Origin of the sequence: Moraxella nasicaprae (assembly GCF_025643275.1) — a bacterium.
Classification (GTDB): Bacteria; Pseudomonadota; Gammaproteobacteria; order Pseudomonadales; family Moraxellaceae; genus Moraxella; species Moraxella nasicaprae.
Window position 1 is genome coordinate 1,059,300 of record NZ_CP089977.1, and the last position, 14,599, is coordinate 1,073,898.

At 43.9% G+C, this 14,599-nt stretch carries 15 protein-coding genes; 12 read left to right on the forward strand and 3 right to left on the reverse strand.

Annotated elements, in window-relative coordinates; translation table 11 throughout:
• Positions 1-56: 56 nt before the first annotated feature.
• The 8 genes from nrdR to LU297_RS04985 all read left to right on the forward strand — a co-directional run bounded on the left by nrdR (position 57) and on the right by LU297_RS04985 (position 8,225).
• Positions 57-518 (forward strand): transcriptional regulator NrdR, encoded by a 462-nt coding sequence (nrdR, locus tag LU297_RS04950; protein WP_263075464.1) that lies wholly within the window; start codon positions 57-59, stop codon positions 516-518.
• Positions 519-1,568, forward strand: coding sequence for a bifunctional diaminohydroxyphosphoribosylaminopyrimidine deaminase/5-amino-6-(5-phosphoribosylamino)uracil reductase RibD (ribD, locus tag LU297_RS04955; RefSeq protein WP_263075465.1), 1,050 nt, complete (start codon positions 519-521; stop codon positions 1,566-1,568).
• 282 nt (positions 1,569-1,850) lie between these two features.
• On the forward strand, positions 1,851-2,516 hold the full coding sequence (locus LU297_RS04960) for a riboflavin synthase (RefSeq protein WP_263075466.1): 666 nt from the start codon (positions 1,851-1,853) through the stop codon (positions 2,514-2,516).
• Between the two features lie 116 nt (positions 2,517-2,632).
• A complete protein-coding gene (gene fmt, locus LU297_RS04965; protein ID WP_263075467.1) occupies positions 2,633-3,616 on the forward strand; it encodes a methionyl-tRNA formyltransferase in 984 nt (327 codons plus the stop codon).
• Entirely contained in the window at positions 3,609-4,946 is a 1,338-nt protein-coding gene (gene rsmB, locus LU297_RS04970) for a 16S rRNA (cytosine(967)-C(5))-methyltransferase RsmB (protein ID WP_263075468.1), read from the forward strand. Before fmt ends, rsmB begins: the two co-directional genes overlap by 8 nt.
• 78 nt (positions 4,947-5,024) lie before the next feature.
• The gene (thrC, locus tag LU297_RS04975) at positions 5,025-6,440 is read left to right on the forward strand and encodes a threonine synthase (protein WP_263075469.1); all 1,416 of its coding nucleotides are present in this window, start codon (positions 5,025-5,027) and stop codon (positions 6,438-6,440) included.
• 11 nt (positions 6,441-6,451) lie between these two features.
• Positions 6,452-7,636 carry a DNA-processing protein DprA gene (dprA, locus tag LU297_RS04980; protein WP_263075470.1) on the forward strand — a complete coding sequence of 395 codons (1,185 nt, stop codon included), beginning with the start codon at positions 6,452-6,454 and terminating at the stop codon, positions 7,634-7,636.
• Positions 7,623-8,225, forward strand: a complete 603-nt coding sequence (locus LU297_RS04985; RefSeq protein ID WP_263075471.1) for an L-threonylcarbamoyladenylate synthase — start codon at positions 7,623-7,625, stop codon at positions 8,223-8,225. Before dprA ends, LU297_RS04985 begins: the two co-directional genes overlap by 14 nt.
• A gap of 71 nt (positions 8,226-8,296) precedes the next feature.
• Here the strand turns inward: LU297_RS04985 and LU297_RS04990 are convergent, their stop codons facing one another.
• On the reverse strand, positions 8,297-8,488 hold the full coding sequence (locus LU297_RS04990) for a GlsB/YeaQ/YmgE family stress response membrane protein (RefSeq protein ID WP_263077331.1): 192 nt from the start codon (positions 8,486-8,488) through the stop codon (positions 8,297-8,299).
• 49 nt (positions 8,489-8,537) lie between these two features.
• Between LU297_RS04990 and LU297_RS10055 the strand changes: the two genes are divergently transcribed.
• Positions 8,538-8,906, forward strand: coding sequence for an IS630 transposase-related protein (locus tag LU297_RS10055; protein ID WP_115007331.1), 369 nt, complete (start codon positions 8,538-8,540; stop codon positions 8,904-8,906).
• Positions 8,907-8,959: 53 nt separating this feature from the next.
• Positions 8,960-9,427 carry a transposase gene (locus LU297_RS10060; RefSeq protein ID WP_432806279.1) on the forward strand — a complete coding sequence of 156 codons (468 nt, stop codon included), beginning with the start codon at positions 8,960-8,962 and terminating at the stop codon, positions 9,425-9,427.
• A gap of 198 nt (positions 9,428-9,625) precedes the next feature.
• On the opposite strand, the gene ribB is transcribed toward LU297_RS10060, so the two are convergent.
• Both ribB and LU297_RS05005 read right to left on the reverse strand, forming a co-directional pair.
• The gene (gene ribB / locus LU297_RS05000; RefSeq protein WP_263075472.1) at positions 9,626-10,726 is read right to left on the reverse strand and encodes a 3,4-dihydroxy-2-butanone-4-phosphate synthase; all 1,101 of its coding nucleotides are present in this window, start codon (positions 10,724-10,726) and stop codon (positions 9,626-9,628) included.
• Positions 10,727-10,770: 44 nt separating this feature from the next.
• Entirely contained in the window at positions 10,771-12,033 is a 1,263-nt protein-coding gene (locus tag LU297_RS05005) for a replication-associated recombination protein A (protein WP_263075473.1), read from the reverse strand.
• 96 nt (positions 12,034-12,129) lie between these two features.
• On the opposite strand from LU297_RS05005, the gene LU297_RS05010 reads away from it, so the two are divergent.
• Together LU297_RS05010 and LU297_RS05015 are read left to right on the forward strand one after the other, a co-directional pair.
• Entirely contained in the window at positions 12,130-12,591 is a 462-nt protein-coding gene (locus LU297_RS05010) for a type IV secretion protein Rhs (protein WP_263075474.1), read from the forward strand.
• Positions 12,592-12,692: 101 nt separating this feature from the next.
• Positions 12,693-14,558, forward strand: coding sequence for an autotransporter domain-containing protein (locus tag LU297_RS05015; RefSeq protein ID WP_263075475.1), 1,866 nt, complete (start codon positions 12,693-12,695; stop codon positions 14,556-14,558).
• Positions 14,559-14,599: the final 41 nt, after the last annotated feature.

The window sequence follows — 14,599 nt, forward strand, 5'->3', positions numbered from 1 at the left end:
AATTTTGCCAATCTTACACAAGATTATTGATAAAAAATAAAATATTTGGAGCGAATATGCATTGTCCGTTTTGTAATGAAGTAGATACCAAAGTGATGGATTCTCGATTGGCTGCCGAAGGAGCTCAGGTTCGCCGTCGCCGTCAATGTACTTCTTGCCATGAACGATTCACCACTTTTGAGATTTATGAAGTGGTGATGCCACGAGTGGTGAAATCTAGCGGATTGATAGAGCCGTATGACCAAAACAAGCTTCGCCGCTCAATTTCGTTGCCATTGCAAAAGCGACCAGTCAGTGCTGATGAGGTTGAGGCTGCCATTAGTCGTATTGAGCAGGCATTACGCAAGACTGGCGAGCGAGAAGTACCCAGTAAAATACTTGGCGAGGTGGTCATGAATGAATTAAGACAGCTTGATGTGGTGGCCTATGTGCGATTTGCCAGTGTGTATCGAGATTTTCAAGACATTGATGAATTTCAGGCTGAGCTTGCTAGCATCAAGCAGCCACAAGGAGTATGAATGGACGGTCAGATTTTGCCCCATGATGCTTATTATATGGGGCTTGCCATTGCCTTAGCAAAAAAAGGAGAGTTTACCACCAGACCCAATCCTGCTGTGGGGTGTGTGCTGGTCAAAGATGGGCGGATTATCGGAGAGGGATTTCACCCCAAGGCAGGAGAGCCGCACGCAGAAGTGTTTGCGTTGCGTCATGCCAATCAGCAGGGGTATGATGTGACTGGGGCGACTGCCTATGTAACGCTTGAACCGTGCAGCCATACAGGACGCACGCCACCGTGTGCTGATACGCTTGTGCAAGCTGGTATTGCTCGTGTGGTCATCGCTTGCACAGATAGCAATCCTAAGGTGTCAGGCGGTGGTATTGCAAAGCTTCAACAAGCTGGTATTGCCGTGACGGTTGGGGTAGCTCATCAGCAGGCAGCTGCATTAAATCGTGGATTTTTAAAGGCGATGGCAACAGGAATGCCGTATGTACGCCTAAAAATTGCCACCAGTTTAGATGGCAAGGTGGCAATGGCAAACGGAGAATCCAAGTGGATTACTGGTGATGAGGCTCGAGAAGATGTGCAAAAATTGCGTGCAAAAAGTGCCGCCATCATCACAGGTTCTGGCACAATCATCGCTGACAATCCATCATTGACCGTGCGTAGTACCCAGCTTGGCGTGCCAGCTTGCCATGTTCCAAGCCCAAAAATTGTCGTGCTAGACCGCAGCAAAACACTAAGCCGTTCCATGGATTATCAGGTGTTTTGCAATCCTGATACCATGATTTGGCATCAGGATATCCATTCATTATTAGCACTTTTGGTGCAAGAACATCAATGCCATGATGTTTTGGTGGAGGCAGGTGCTAAGGTTGCTGGTGCGTTCATTGAGGCTGATTTGGTCGATGAGTTGATTGTGTATCAAGCACCAAGCATTCTAGGGGCAAAGGCTGTTTCCATGTTTGATTTTGATGTTGGTCGGTTGGACAATCAAAGGCGATTTACTTTGTCAGAAATGACTAAAATCGGTGAAGATGTCAAGTTGGTTTATCATAAATTATATTAACTATTATATTATTTATTTTAAATAATATAAAATTATCCACAGTCTATTTTTTCATAAATATGAACAATAGTATTTAAATTATGTTCCATGTGAAACTGTGGATAATTAGACGATTTGTATCATGATACATCGTTTATTGTATCGTAATATGATGATTTTTCAGGATATTTTTAAAAAATCAATGATTATTTTTATCTTGTGGATAACTTGATGATGGTTGATTTTACCATGCGATAATAAATTGATTTCAAAAAAGTTATCCACAGTTTTGGAATGATGATTATGTTTACAGGCATTATTGAAACTCTGGGCAAGATTAAGGCGATTCAACCAATTGGCGGCGATGTTCAGTTGGTGATTGATGCTCCCGAGTTGGATTTTAGCGATGTTAAGTTAGGAGACTCTATTGCCTCTAATGGCATTTGTCTGACCGTCGTTTCGGTGAGTGGTCATAGCTATGCGGTCGATGTTTCTCGTGAAACCATGAGTAAGACCGCCCTGCAAAACTGGCGAGTTGGCGATACGATTAACTTGGAAAAAGCCATGCTCCCCACCACTCGTTTTGGCGGTCATATTGTGGCAGGGCATGTGGACGGCGTGGGTCGAGTGCAAAAAATCAACCAAGATGCACGCTCGGTTTATATTGAGATTGAGATTCCCCAAGAATTGATGAGATATACTGCACATAAAGGTTCTATCACGCTAGACGGCATTAGCTTGACAACCAACGCCATCATTCCTGAGAGAAATCTGGTGTGCCTGAACATCATTCCTCATACTGCCGAAAGAACCAATATCGCCAAACACTGGCAGGTGGGAGCTTTGGTTAATGTGGAGGTTGATTTGGTTGCTAGATATCTAGAAAGACTGTTATTGAGTCCAAAATCAGACAATAAACCTAAGAGTAATATCACAGAGGCTTTCTTGGCGGAAAATGGATTTGTGTAATTTTAGAAAAATTGCATAAATATTGATAAATTTTTTATTTCCAATTAGGTATTTATAATTTAGATTATATAAATAATAATTGGGTGTATATAAGAGATAATAAAAGTATGGCAAAAATGAGAGTGGTATTTGCAGGCACGCCAGAGTTTGCTGCGGTGGCGTTGCAAAAATTGATTGATGAAAAAGAAGCGTTGAACATTGATATCGTTGCGGTGTACACTCAGCCTGATCGCAGGTCTGGGCGTGGACAAAAAATAACCATGTCAGCAGTCAAGAATGTCGCATTGGCAAATGGTATTGCTGTTGAGCAGCCTGAAAGTTTTAGCTTAAAGCATGAATTAGGTCAGGTTTGTCGTGAAACTTTGCAAAGTTATCAAGCTGATGTCATGATTGTGGCGGCTTATGGATTGATACTACCCAAGGCGGTGCTGGAAATGCCAAAATATGGCTGTCTTAATATCCATGCTTCTTTATTACCAAAATGGCGAGGGGCGGCACCAATTCATCGAGCCATTTTGTCAGGCGATGCCACAACAGGCATCACCATCATGCAGATGAATCAAGGCTTGGATGCAGGAGATATGCTATATAAGGTGGCTTGTCCAATCCAAGATGATGACACCACGGCGACACTTCACGATACATTGGCGGTGCTTGGCGGAGAAGCGATTGTGACCGTTTTGGCGGACTTGGTGAATTTTCAAGCCAATGCAATTCCTCAAAATGATGCCGATGCAACCTATGCTGACAAGGTGTTTACCCAAGATGGTTTGATTGATTGGAGGCAGTCTGCTCATCATATTCAGCGACAGATTCGAGCATTATCTGCGTACACTTATGTCAATCAGGAGCGTATCAAGGTAATCTCAGTCTTGCCTGTTAAACCTGAACAAACAACTAATGAGCCTGCTGGCAAAATCATCAGCGTGGGCAAAAAAGCCATTTTGGTTTCATGTGGAACAAATGAGCAGGGTGTGGCACATTTGCTAAACATTACAGGAATGCAGTGGGCTGGTGGCAAAATGCTAAATGCAGAACAAATCGCCAATGCCAATAAGCTGAACGATGGCGATGTCTTTGAGATAAAAGCAGATGAATAATTTTTTAGATAAAATCAATAAAAAGACCTTATCATCTCGTGCAAAGTCAATATTGGTTATTGAAGAAATTCTAAATGGAAATTCACTATCTAGTCTGCTGGATATGACGCTTGGTACCATCAATGAGACTGATAGAGGATTTTTTCATGAGTTGCTGGTGGGTACATTAAGGCACTGGCACGCACTGGCACGCATCAGCGAGAGTCTGCTTGATAAAGAGGTGAGTGATCAGGGTTTGCTTGTGGCGATTCATGTTGGATTGTACCAAATGCTGTACATGAATACGCCCGATTATGCTGCCATCAATGATACCGTAGAGGCTGTCAAGCAGCTGGATAAGGGTTATGGGGCGTCTTTGGTTAATGCGATTTTACGAAAGGTACAAAAAACCCCTACTAAATTTGCCAAAAAAGTGCATAAAAATCATAGCTTACCTAATTGGCTGGCAAAAGAATTAAAGCAAGACTGGCCTGAGTATTATGATGAGCTGGGGCAGGCTTTGCGTACTTGTGCGGCGGTTTTTTTGCGTATCAATGAGCGACAATGCTCGGTTGAGCAATATTCTGGCATTTTAACGCAGCATCAGACTGCTCATCAAATCGTCAAACTGGGTATTGATGACAAACAAACCATTCGGCTAGATGAGCAGATTCGCATTGTTGATTTGCCTCATTTTCAGGAAGGCTGGCTGATGGTGCAGGATTTGCATGCTCAATTATCGGCACATTTACTTGAAAAACTGGCAAAAAATCAGCTGTCTGGCAGAGTGCTTGATTTGTGTGCCGCACCAGGTGGTAAGACAACCCATTTGCTTGAAAAGTTCCACATGGAACAGTTATTAGCGATTGATAATGACGAAAAACGCTTGCTAAGAGTGCAGGAGAATCTTGATAGACTGCGGTTAAATGACATGGCGGTGCAGACATTGGTGGCTGATGCCAGAAGTTGGCAGGCGGATAAACCATACGATGTGATTGTGCTTGACGCTCCTTGTACGGCGACGGGTGTGATTCGTAGGCATCCTGACATCGGACTGCTTCGTACCGAAGATGATGTCCGCCAAACTTGTCAGTTACAAAAGCAAATTTTGAATAATGCATGGCAGCAACTACAAGTTGGCGGTGTGTTACTATACATCACTTGCTCCATATTAAAGGTTGAAAATGAGCATCAATTATTGGATTTTTTGAACACCAATACTGACGCCAAACCACTGCCGTTCACATTGGACCTGCCCAACCAAATCAAACAGCAGGTTGGTTATCAATGTTTGCCATTGGATACACAAGGCGGCGATGGTTTTTATTACGCAGCTTTGCAAAAAGTCTAGCATCATCAAGATGATTGATGATTATTTTATGAAAATTATGCTAGAATGATTGATGGATTTTTATAAAGGTAGATGACAATGAAATATATCAGTACTCGTGGCAAGACAGAGCCAATGTTATTTAGCGATGTGTTATTGATGGGGCTGGCTCCTGATGGTGGTTTGATGTTGCCAGAATCATATCCACAGATTGATGATGAAGTATTGACACAATGGCGTACACTTGGCTATACCGACCTTGCTTTTGAAATCATGAAATTATTTGCCACCGATATTCCAGAGCAAGATTTACAGGATATTATTAATAAAACCTACACAAAACAAGCCTTTAATAGCGATGAGATTACCCCAGTGACCAAGCTGTACCAAGGGGTGGATTTGTTGGAATTATCCAATGGTCCTACGCTGGCATTTAAAGATATGGCGATGCAATTTTTGGGCAATGCATTCGAGTATGTGTTGAGCAAAAAAGGCGAAAGATTGACCATCATTGGGGCGACCTCTGGCGACACGGGTAGTGCTGCTGAGTACGCATTGCGTGGCAAGCAAAACATCGAGGTCTTTATGATGTCGCCACATGGCAAAATGAGTGCTTTTCAGCGAGCTCAGATGTACAGTTTGGACGATAAAAATATTCACAATATTGCGGTTCAGGGCATGTTTGACGATTGCCAAGAGATTGTTAAAAAATTACAAGAAGACCATGATTTTAAGCAAAAATATAGCTTAGGTACGGTTAATTCTATCAACTGGGGTCGTATTTTGGCTCAGATTGTGTACTATTTTAAGGGTTATTTTGCCGCCACTCAAAATAATCATGAGACAATCAGTGTTTGTGTCCCTTCTGGTAATTTTGGCAATGTTTGTGCAGCTCATATTGCTCGTGAAATGGGCTTGCCAATCGACCGCCTGATTGTGGCAACCAACGAAAATGATGTGCTAAATGAGTTTTTTAACACAGGTAAATATCAACCAAGAACTTCTGATGAGACTTTTGTGACTTCAAGTCCATCGATGGATATTTCAAAAGCATCGAATTTTGAAAGATTCATCTATCTTTTGTTGGATAAAGACACGCAAAAAGTGGCTCAATTATTCACACAAGTCCGTCAAGGAAACGGGTTTGATTTATCAGAAAATCTAAACAAAATCCAAGAGACATTTGGTTTTGTGGCGGGCAAATCCACCCATCAAGACCGTCTGGATACCATTCGATTTATTTTTGAGCAAACCCAGCGTTTGATTGACCCGCACACCGCTGATGGCGTGAAAGTTGCGTTGGATTTGCAACAGCCAAATGAGAGAATTTTGGTGGCAGAAACGGCATTGCCAGCCAAATTTGAGGAAACGATGAGTGAGGCGTTGGGAGAGATTGACCTGCCACGCCCTGCACATACGGTAGGTTTGGAAGAAAAGCCGCAGTATGTCACGGTGGCGGAAAACCGTGCCGAAGAGGTGGCGGATTTGATTAAGCAGTTTGTACAACCAAATTAACCTTAATCATCATGCAGGCATATCAGGCACTTACAGGGCGATGGGCGGTGTTGGCGTTATGGTATATTGTCAATACTTCGCTGATTGCCTATTACAAACTGTTGGAGCGATTTGGCGGTGCGTCTGAGGCACTACTTGCCACACGGACGGCTTGGCAGGAGCTGGGCATTCATACAGCTCATCTAAATCGTTGGCAAGATGCAACCGATGTGCTGGCATTTATTGACCGAGTGCAAAAAGAACTGTCCATCAATACCTATCATTTGCTTGATACCAGCGATGAGGCGTATCCGAGCCAGCTTTTGCAACTGTATGACCCGCCGCCAGTACTGTTCTATCGTGGCAATGTCGCAAGGCTCAATGATGAGCAAATCGCCATTGTTGGTACTAGAAATCCCACCCAATATGCCCAAAAAACCACATTTGATTTGGCTCAGTATCTGGTGCAGTCGGGCTATACCATCACTAGCGGATTGGCTCAGGGTGTGGATAGACAGGCTCATCTAGGTGCATTGACACAGCTACCTACTTTGATGGGTAGAACGGTTGGTGTGATGGGTACAGGGATTGATGTGTGCTATCCACGCAATCATCATGCCCTGTTTGCTCAAATTATTGATGAGGGCGGCTGTGTATTGACAGAACTATTGCCTGCCACACCTGCCAGCAAGCACACCTTTCCTAGACGCAATCGTCTGGTGGCAGGATTGTCTTTGGCAACGGTCGTGACGGAGGCTGCCGTACAATCGGGCTCTTTGATTACCGCACGATTGTCTGCTGAACAAGGTAAGCAGGTGTTTGTAGTGCCAGGATTGATTGACAATCCACAGGCACAAGGTTGTCATCATCTGATTCGTGAGGGGGCGACTTTGATTTATCACCCTAATCACATTTTGGAGGATATTGGTCGTCAGATTGATGTGCCAAAAACTTTCGGTTCTGGTGCGTCGCCTGAAAAAACCCCATCAAAATCCACTCAAAACAGCCAAGTAGCAGCAACATCTTCTGTGGCACAACATAAAATCATTCCCAAGCATTTGACCGCTATCTTTGATGTGTTATCCGATACACCGCAAGATTTGGATGTATTGGTGGCGATGAGTGGCATGGCAGTGCCAACATTATTGGCTGGCTTGTTGGAGCTTGAAATCTTGGGGGTTTTGGTGCAGATTGGAGGGCGTTATGCCAAAGCCTAAGCATTATTTTCATCAGGATAATTTGCCTCAGTTGTTGGCATTTTTGCGTGCTGGCGGTGTGTTGGCTTATCCTAGCGAAAGCGTTTGGGGGTTGGGCTGTGATGCAAGCGATGAGCAAGCATTGCAACGCATTGTGACACTTAAACAACGAGATTTGGGCAAGGGTTTGATTGTTTTGACCGACCAAGCCAAGAGGCTAAAATCAGCTTTATCAGACGAGTTGATTGAGCGGCTGCAAAGCATTAGTGCAAAACATATGTTGCAACAAGGTCGAGCCAGCACTTGGCTTGTTCCAATGCCAACCAAAGTCATCAATCCACTGTTGATGGGGGATTTTGGGACGCTGGCAGTTCGCATCACACCACACCCGATTCTGGCAAACATTTGCCAACATTTGGTCAGTGATGTCAATCCTTATGGTTTTTTAGTGTCCACCAGTTGCAATCCATCAGGACAAAACCCTGCCACAAGCCTACAAGAGGCGTATGACTATTTTGGCGAAGAGGTTGGCTATCTTGATGTCCAAAGTTTGGGTTTTAAGCAACCAAGCCAAATCATTGATTTGATGACAGGCAAGGTTTTTCGTTAAAAGTCAATCAGTTATCCAAGACCGCTTACCCTGTGGTTACCAAAAAAATGTTTCACATGGAACTTTAAGATTTATTTTTTGTTGGTTAAAAAGCCATAAATCACCAGCACAATCATCGCACCAATGACCGAAAATACCCAATAGGCAAATCCAGCCGTCGCATTAGCACCAACCAATCCTGCTAATAGCGAGCCAATATAAGCTCCCACAATGCCTAAAATGATGGTAAAAATCCAGCCCATGCTGTCATTGCCTGGTTTTATACTAAATTCACTTTAAAACCCTACAAATCTATGCTAAAATATCGCTATTATGGCATATTCAATAGAACTTAAACAAAAGGCCTTAGCCTACTTAGAGCAGTGTGGTAATATTAGCACAGTTTGTACTGCTTACAACATTTCAAGAAGCACCTTGTATGCTTGGATTAAAAAACAAGAACAAGGTGATTTGTCCTGTCAAAGTGGTGGCAATCGTGGTGTTAAAGTGGACAGAAATAAGCTTAAAACTTATGTAGAGCAAAACCCTGATGCTTACTTGTATGAAATTGCTGAAGTTTTTAATTGTGGTACAAGTACCATCTTTTATGCTTTACGCTCTCTTGGTATTACCCATAAAAAAAGACCACAAGTTACAAAGAACAAGACCCAAACAAAATCAAAGACTATCAAGACAGGCTAAAACAGTTACAAAGCATACAAGACTACGAGCTTGTTTATGTAGATGAAACTGGTATTGACACTTACCTACACCGCACCCACGCCAGAAGTTTAAAGGGTCAAAAAGTCTATGATAAGGTGAGTGGTAAATATTATCAACGCATATCATTGGTTGCTGGACAAATTGGTAACAAAGCCAAAAACTTGATTGCTCCACTTATCTATCAAAACACAATGGTAAGCAACTTATTTGAAACTTGGTTTGAACAAATGCTTCTACCTAGCCTTGACAACCACGCCAAGCAAACAGGTAGACCTTGTATCATCATCTTAGATAATGCAAGATTTCATAGAATGAAGCAGTTACAGGTACTTGCTAATAACACAACATGCAAACATGTTATCTTGCCACTCCCACCTTATTCACCTAACCTAAACCCCATAGAACACACTTGGGCAACTATTAAGAGATGGCTTAGAAGTCATCTGTCAAAGTTTGAGAGTATTGAAGGTGGGCTGATGTCTTATTTTGAGTTGAATTGAGTATAATAGACGAGCCAATAGTCCAACCAAAAATCCTACAATGATGGTTTTAATCATGTTTGTGCCTCATTTTTTTATCTATGATGTCTTGATTATACGGATTTTTTTGTTCTTGTGGGTTGTTTGTCTGTAACAATAGTCATCATAGGATTGGTTCTTTTGCAATAAAAAACGCCCCAAACGGAGCGTTTTATTGTGTTAGGTTTTATCTACGGTCTCGATGACATTCAACCCAAAGCCTGACAGGGCATTAAATTTGACAGGGCTGGATAATAAACGCATGTTCTTGACGCCTAAGTGTTTTAGGATTTGAGCACCAACACCGATGGTTTGGTACATTTCTCGGCGGATATGCACAGGTTTTGGGGTTGGGTTTTTGATGGCGGTAAAGGCATCGGCAAGCTGCATATCATCGCCATGCCCAATCCATACAAACACACCATGTTTGGCTTGGCTAAGCTCTTGCAAGGCGTTTTGAATGTTCCATTGGCTACCGCCTGTATGGATACCAAACAAATCTTTCATGGGCGAAAAGCTATGCACACGCACGGTACTGACTTCGTTGTCGTCAGGCGTGCCTTTGACAAAAGCTAGATGTGTGTCGGTTGAGCCAAATTCAGTAAATCGGTAGGCGGTAAATTGTCCATATTGGCTGTCGATGTCAAAATGCTCCACTTCACTGACGGTCTGTTCGGTTGCCATGCGATATTCAATCAAATCGGCAATCGTGCCAATCTTAATGCCATGTTCTTTGGCAAAAATTTCCAAATCATCACGGCGAGCCATTTCGCCATCTGGTTTAATAATCTCGACAATCACCGCCGCAGGTTCAAGTCCTGCCAAGCGTGCCAAGTCACACCCTGCCTCCGTATGCCCTGCACGATGCAAGACACCGCCTTGTCTTGCCATGATGGGAAAGATGTGTCCTGGCTGAACGATGTCGGTGGGCTTGGCGTTTGGGGCGACTGCTGCCAAAATGGTGGTGGCACGGTCAGAGGCTGAAATGCCAGTCGTCACCCCTTCGGCGGCTTCGATGGATAGTGTGAAATTGGTGCTAAATTTTGCACCGTTTTTATCACTCATCAAAGGTAGGTCAAGTTGCTTGCAGCGTTCTTCGGTGAGCGTCAAGCACACCAAGCCACGAGCGTGAGTAATCATAAAATTGATGTCTGATGGCTTGACATGGGTTGCCGCCATGATGATGTCGCCTTCGTTTTCACGCCCTTCATCGTCCATCAAAATGACCATTTTGCCTTGTTTGATGTCTTCGATAATCTCGCGAATGTTATTTAGTGCCATAATAATCTCATTGTGTTTGGGTGGTTAATTGATGGGGTTTTTTGTCAATTTTTAAAGGTGTGATTTTGTTTGAGCCAGTTGATGAAAGCAAAACTTGCCTGTTCCTTTTGATTATCGGCAAATTCATAAAAACGCACACCAGACAAATGCTCTGGCAGGTATTGCTGAGGGTAATAATGATTGGGGTAATCATGCGGATAGACATAATCCACCCCATAGCCCTCTTGTTTCATCAGTTTGGTTACACCATTTCTTAGGTGTAATGGAACAGGTGACTGGTCGGTCTGGGCAACTGCCATTGCCTGATTGATGGCGTTGTAGCTGGTATTGGATTTTGGACTATTGGCAAGATAAATCGCCACCTGCCCTAGTATGATTCTTGCCTCTGGCATGCCAATGGACTGCACAGAACGCAAGGCGGTATCTGCCAGCAATAGAGCATTTGGATTGGCAAGTCCGATGTCTTCGCTGGCGGCAATCACCAGTCTTCGAGCGATAAAAGCAGGGTCTTCGCCAGCGGTCAGCATTCGTGCCAGCCAATATACAGCGGCATCAGCGTCTGAGCCACGAATGGATTTAATCATCGCAGAGACGATGTCATAGTGATTATCGCCTGATTTGTCATATCGCACCAAAGATTGTCCTGCCACTTTGGCGGTGCTTTGATTATTAATGATGATGGGTTCTGGGGCGGTGCAGATGAGTTCTAGTAGATTTAAGACTCGCCTACCATCGCCTTGTGATAAATCAATCAAGGCGGTCAAGTCATCAATGATGATTTGTCGGTGTTTTAAAATCTCATCATGAGCGATGGTATGCTTGACCAGCTTAGTAATGTCATCAGCATCAAGTGGTTTTAGGCGATATACCTGACAACGAGAAAGTAGTGCGTTATTGACGCTAAACGATGGATTTTCGGTGGTTGCCCCAATAAAAGTAATCTGCCCTGTTTCGACCGCTTGCAATAACGCATCTTGCTGGGCTTTATTAAAACGATGAATTTCATCGACAAATACCACAGGCGGCTCAAAGAACAAGCCATCATCGCCATCAAGCACTTCTCTAAGTTCTTTTACGCCTGAGGATATGGCAGATAAGGGGCGAAAAGGACGACCGACCGCTTGTGCCAGTAGCATTGCCAGCGTGGTTTTACCAATCCCTGCTGAGCCGTGCAAAATCATCGATGGCAAAAACTTTTGTCTGATGATGTTGGTAATGGGGGCATCATCGCCCAGCAGGTGTTGCTGTCCGACAATGTCATCAATACGCTTGGGTCGCATGCGTTCAGCTAGGGGTTGTTGGCTCATCATGATGTGCGTGGGATAAAAATTTGTGTTATTTTAGCACAATTTATCGTATTTTTTGTGTTTGATGACTTGTCAGAATGTATGACGATTTTTATAATGGATTTTATTTTTTTAATGCCAAATATGCCACGATTCATCAAACAAGACAGAGCCTTGACCATAGGCGAACAGCAGCTTGCACGCAGCGTTTTTGGCGATGCCATACAGCTTGAACAAGTTCGCCTAAAAACCGCTTGTTGGGTGATAAAGGGTTATGCTGTTTCTCCTAATGGGCATATTTATTTTCATACACAGGATTTTTGTGCAGATTTTAGCGTTCAGTCGTTACAAATCAGAGCGTGGCTGATTCACGAATTGACCCATGTTTGGCAGGTGCAACAGGGTAAGCAGGTGTTTTGGCGAGCGTTATTTAATCGCAGATACCGTTATCGTTTGGGTAAGCGATTTGAGCAATACGGCATTGAGCAACAAGCTCACATGGTTGAAGAATATTACATTCGCCGTGAGATGGGCAAAAATTGCGATGCTTGGCGGGCGTGTTTACCGTTTTTGGCGTGACAAAATCATCAGATTGATAATAGCGATACAAAAACATTTGAGTTTACAAGTGTTTTTTCTTATAATGGCATGATATATTGATGCGATTTAGGGATAATTTGATGAAATTTTCGTATGTATCTTTGATGATTGGGGCGTTGCTTGGTACGCAAGCCTTAGCACAAGATTTTAGCCAGATGGTGATTTTTGGCGATAGCTTATCAGACACTGGCAGGCTTAAAGACATCGTCACACAGGTCAATCCCACTTTTGGCAATGCACTACAAGAGTCCTTCACCACCAATCCTGACCCTGTGTGGGCAAGGGTGTTGGCAAGCAATTTGAGCACCAAAGCCGATGCCAACACCACCGCCAATCCTGCTGGCACAAACTATGCAGTTGGTGGAGCCAGATCTGGCAGTGAAGTTAATTGGAATGGCGTGATTAGCGTTCCTTCGACCAGTAAACAGATTGGTACTTATCTTAGCCAGCACCAAAATAAAGCAGACCCTAATGCTTTATATGCGGTATGGATTGGCTCTAATGATTTGATTGCCGCTGCCCAAGCAGGTAGCACCAATGAGGCTTTGGTGGCGATTTCTTCTTCGGCACAGGCAACTTATCAAGACATTTTGACCCTGCATCAAGCTGGGGCAAAGTATGTTTTGGTGCCAAATGTGCCTGACATTAGCCTAACACCACGAGTGCTGTTTGCCGAAAAAGTGCTTGGTTTAACTGGCACGGCACAAAAATCTAGGACTGCCGCCAAACTTTATAATGATAAGCTGTATCAGCAGCTTAATCAATCTGACATCAATGTCATTTCTGCCAATACTTTTGGTTTGCTTCAAGAAGTTGCTGGCAATCCTACTGATTTTGGCTTCAAAAATACCAGCAGCGTGGCGTGCCAGATGCCAAATCGCACCACAGGAGCAGATGACCCGCTTTCGACTTCTTTGGCGTGCACACCTGCCAATCTGGTAGCAGCCGATGCCAATGAGACCCACCTGTTTGCTGATGATATTCACCCTACTGGACGCACGCACCGTATTTTGGCACAGTATTATCAATCCATCATTGATGCACCAGCCGCCATGGCAAAACTGACGAATGTGGTGACTGATGATGGACAAAGATTTGGGCAAAAACTGTACCAACAAATGAATACATTGACCGATGGTCAGGCGAATTGGTGGATTGATGGCGATGTGGTTAAATTGGATAATGGCTTAATATCCAGTCAAGGCACGCCCACGATGGTTGCTGTTGGAGCAAGTTTTGCCACTGATAACGGACATATTGGTGCTTATGCAAAACACGGTCAGCATCAGTACACACTAAGCCCCACCACCAAAGCAGATATTGACCAAACAGGGGTTGGTGTGTATGCTAAGCAGACTTTTGGTAAAGCCATCATCAATGCCCAAGCTGGTGTATCTCGCCTAGATGCCAAGACCGACCGCAGTATTGCTTGGGAGGGTCAGGCTCGCCATCATCAGGCTTGGGGGCGTGGCAGTCATACGCACGCAGGTCTAAGAGTGGCGTATCAGCTTGGGTCTGATAAGCTAAACTATCGCCCTTATGTGGGGGTGCTTGCCCAGCAGGTTGTCATCAAGGATTTGGTGGAAGACCAAAGTCATTTGTCCACAGCGATGCGATTTGACACCCAAGAATACAACTCACTACAAGGTGAGCTTGGTGTGGCGGCAGATTATCAGCTTAATGACAAAATCGCCATCAATACAGGCGTGGGCTATACGCATGAATTTCATGATGACGACCGCCAGATTGGAGCATCTTTGACTTCCTTGCCGTACAAAGGCTTTGTTTTGCCCACCACCAAAGATAAGAATGATGGTATCTATGCCCATCTTGGGGCAAATGCTCGCTTGACGGCTTCAACATCACTGAATCTGGGCGTGCTTGCCAACCGTGCTGATGATAAGCATGGCGTGGGTGGATTTATTGGACTACAAGGCGTATTTTGATGACACAAAACCCCTAAGCATCACTTAGGGGTTTGTTTTTT

Coding starts and splice junctions, on each gene's coding strand:
- nrdR (WP_263075464.1), top strand. CDS start 57: ATGCATTGTCCGTTTTGTAATGAAGTAGATACCAAAGTGATGGATTCT.
- ribD (WP_263075465.1), top strand. CDS start 519: ATGGACGGTCAGATTTTGCCCCATGATGCTTATTATATGGGGCTTGCC.
- LU297_RS04960 (WP_263075466.1), top strand. CDS start 1,851: ATGTTTACAGGCATTATTGAAACTCTGGGCAAGATTAAGGCGATTCAA.
- fmt (WP_263075467.1), top strand. CDS start 2,633: ATGAGAGTGGTATTTGCAGGCACGCCAGAGTTTGCTGCGGTGGCGTTG.
- rsmB (WP_263075468.1), top strand. CDS start 3,609: ATGAATAATTTTTTAGATAAAATCAATAAAAAGACCTTATCATCTCGT.
- thrC (WP_263075469.1), top strand. CDS start 5,025: ATGAAATATATCAGTACTCGTGGCAAGACAGAGCCAATGTTATTTAGC.
- dprA (WP_263075470.1), top strand. CDS start 6,452: ATGCAGGCATATCAGGCACTTACAGGGCGATGGGCGGTGTTGGCGTTA.
- LU297_RS04985 (WP_263075471.1), top strand. CDS start 7,623: ATGCCAAAGCCTAAGCATTATTTTCATCAGGATAATTTGCCTCAGTTG.
- LU297_RS10055 (WP_115007331.1), top strand. CDS start 8,538: ATGGCATATTCAATAGAACTTAAACAAAAGGCCTTAGCCTACTTAGAG.
- ribB (WP_263075472.1), bottom strand. CDS start 10,726: ATGGCACTAAATAACATTCGCGAGATTATCGAAGACATCAAACAAGGC.
- LU297_RS05005 (WP_263075473.1), bottom strand. CDS start 12,033: ATGAGCCAACAACCCCTAGCTGAACGCATGCGACCCAAGCGTATTGAT.
- LU297_RS05010 (WP_263075474.1), top strand. CDS start 12,130: ATGGATTTTATTTTTTTAATGCCAAATATGCCACGATTCATCAAACAA.
- LU297_RS05015 (WP_263075475.1), top strand. CDS start 12,693: ATGAAATTTTCGTATGTATCTTTGATGATTGGGGCGTTGCTTGGTACG.